Origin of the sequence: Streptacidiphilus melanogenes (genome assembly GCF_000787835.1) — a bacterium.
Classification (GTDB): Bacteria; Actinomycetota; Actinomycetes; order Streptomycetales; family Streptomycetaceae; genus Streptacidiphilus; species Streptacidiphilus melanogenes.
The window spans coordinates 34,258-36,334 of the sequence record NZ_BBPP01000060.1 but is presented as its reverse complement, the minus strand read 5'-3'; the positions used below and the strand labels follow the sequence as shown (position 1 = coordinate 36,334).

Genomic DNA, 2,077 nt, shown 5'->3' with positions numbered 1-2,077 from the left:
GGAGACGGACTACCGCACGCCGCGCGGCCGGAACTGGATGCTGATGCGCGGTCCGACCGGCCGGGCGGTCTTCGGGATCGCGTGCTCCCAGGTCCGCTGGCACGAGCCGCCCATGACGATCAGATCTCCGTGGCCCAGCTGCTGGCGCACCGTCGTGCCGGACATCCCAGCCTCCGGGCGCGGCCGCAACAGCAGAGCGCGCGGCTCGCCGACCGAGAGGATGGCGACCATGGTGTCCTCACTCTTCCCGCGGCCGATGGTGTCCCCGTGCCAGGCGACGCTGTCCCGGCCGTCGCGGTAGAAGCAGAGCCCGAGCGTCGCGAAGTGCTCGCCCAGCTCCTCCCGGTAGTGGGCGCTGAGCATCTCGCGGGCTTCTCCGAGCAGGGGGTCGGGCAGACGGTCCTCCTCGTCGTAGAAGGACAGCAGGCGCGGTACGTCGACGACCCGGTCGTACATCTTGCGGCGCTCCGCGTGCCACGGGACCTGCGTGGCGAGGCGTTCGAACAGCGCGTCGGCGCCGACGAGCCAGCCGGGCAACAGGTCGATCCACGCGCCGGCCCCGAGGCCGATCCGTTCGGGGGCGTGCTGCTGCAGCGGCCTGAGATGCGTCTCCTCGACCTCGTCGAAGAGGGATCCCTGGAGCGGTGTGGAGAGGCCCATGGAACGAGACTACCTCTTCAATCGAACATCTGAGCGAAACATGAGCCTCGACTTCCGCTCTCGTGTCGTGCCTTCAGTTCGACGCGCTCGACTCGTCATCCGCCCGGATCACGGCGATCATCGCCGTGTCGTCCTGCACAGGGCCTCCCAGGTGCTGCTGCAGGTCCTCGGTGAGGCGCCGCATCAGCTCCGCCGGGGACGGCGGTCTTCCGCCCTCGTTCCCGCCGCCCTTCCCGTTGCCGTTTCCCGTCGTGGGCGCGGCCGCGAGCGCCTCCACGCGTTCCTGGAGGGGGTAGAACCGGCCGTCGCCGTCCCGGGCCTCGATCAGCCCGTCCGTGTAGAGCAGGAGCACGTCCCCCCGTTCGAACGGGAACTCGCTCACGGGGTAGTCCGCGACCGCCGGCCCCGGCCCCAGGCCGAGGCCCAGCGGTGGACACTGCTGTGGCATCTCCAGGAACGCCGCCCGCCCCTCACGTAGGAGCAGCGGCGGCGGATGACCACAATTGATCAGCTGGAGCAGCGGTCTCTCGTCGAGGATGTCCACGATCGCGGCGGTCACGAACCGCTCGCCGATGTCGGCGCCCATGGCCTCGTCGCTCGCCGCGACCTCGGCCAGGCCCCAGCTCACACTGTCCTCCAGTGATGCGGCCAAGTCGGGGAGCGGCGACTGCCGGTGCGCGGCCGCATGGAACGCGCCGAGCAGCAGTGCGGCGTCGCCGAGCGTCTCCAGTCCTTTGCCGCGCACGTCGCCGATCACCAGCCTGGTCCCGTGCTGCGTCCGCGCCGCGGCGTAGAGGTCCCCGCCGATGTGCGCGCCGACGGTCGCGGCGTAGTACTCGGATGCGAGCCGCAGCGGCCCGGCCCGTGTCGGCAGGGGGCGCAGCAGCACTCGCTGCGTCGCATCGGACACGGTCCTCGCCCGTTCGAGCTCGATGTTGCGCCGTTCCTGCAACGCGGCGAAGACGACGATGAACGCCCCGATGAGGACGAGCGAGGCGATCTGCACTTCGAGGTTCTCGGTGGTGAGCACGCCCCGCGCGGCGCCGATGCTGACCAGTGTCACCACCGACAGCGCCCCGATCGCCGCGGTGGCCCGCGGCCCGGCGAACGACGCGGTGATCGCCGGCGCGACGACCAGCAGCGGTCCGAGGTGGATGTCAGCGGGCGCGATGATGTCCGTGGTGGCGATCAGCGCCATCAGTGCGATGGGCAGCAGGAGCAGCAGCCGACCGGCCCTCACCCTCACCGGCCGGGACGGAGCGCGATCCCCCATCTCTCGGCTCCTCTCCCACACACCGCCAGGCGCGGTCCACCAGGCTTCCATGCCACGCCACCCCCGCAAGATCCGCAACCGCGCTCACCCCACCCCTCTCCTCTTCCGCCACCACCACGTCCACCACGCCGCACCGACCCCCAC

Annotated in this window: 2 protein-coding genes; both read right to left on the bottom strand. The window is 71.0% G+C overall.

The window, feature by feature from the left end:
- Positions 1–9: 9 nt before the first annotated feature.
- Entirely contained in the window at positions 10–660 is a 651-nt protein-coding gene (locus tag TR49_RS36090) for an alpha-ketoglutarate-dependent dioxygenase AlkB (protein WP_042389881.1), read from the bottom strand.
- Positions 661–733: 73 nt separating this feature from the next.
- Entirely contained in the window at positions 734–1,933 is a 1,200-nt protein-coding gene (locus tag TR49_RS36085; RefSeq protein ID WP_042389879.1) for a PP2C family protein-serine/threonine phosphatase, read from the bottom strand.
- Between the last annotated feature and the right edge of the window lie 144 nt (positions 1,934–2,077).

What these genes read in the sequence shown, in the direction of transcription:
- TR49_RS36090 (WP_042389881.1), bottom strand. Translation starts at nt 660, where the DNA reads ATGGGCCTCTCCACACCGCTCCAGGGATCCCTCTTCGACGAGGTCGAG.
- TR49_RS36085 (WP_042389879.1), bottom strand. Translation starts at nt 1,933, where the DNA reads ATGGGGGATCGCGCTCCGTCCCGGCCGGTGAGGGTGAGGGCCGGTCGG.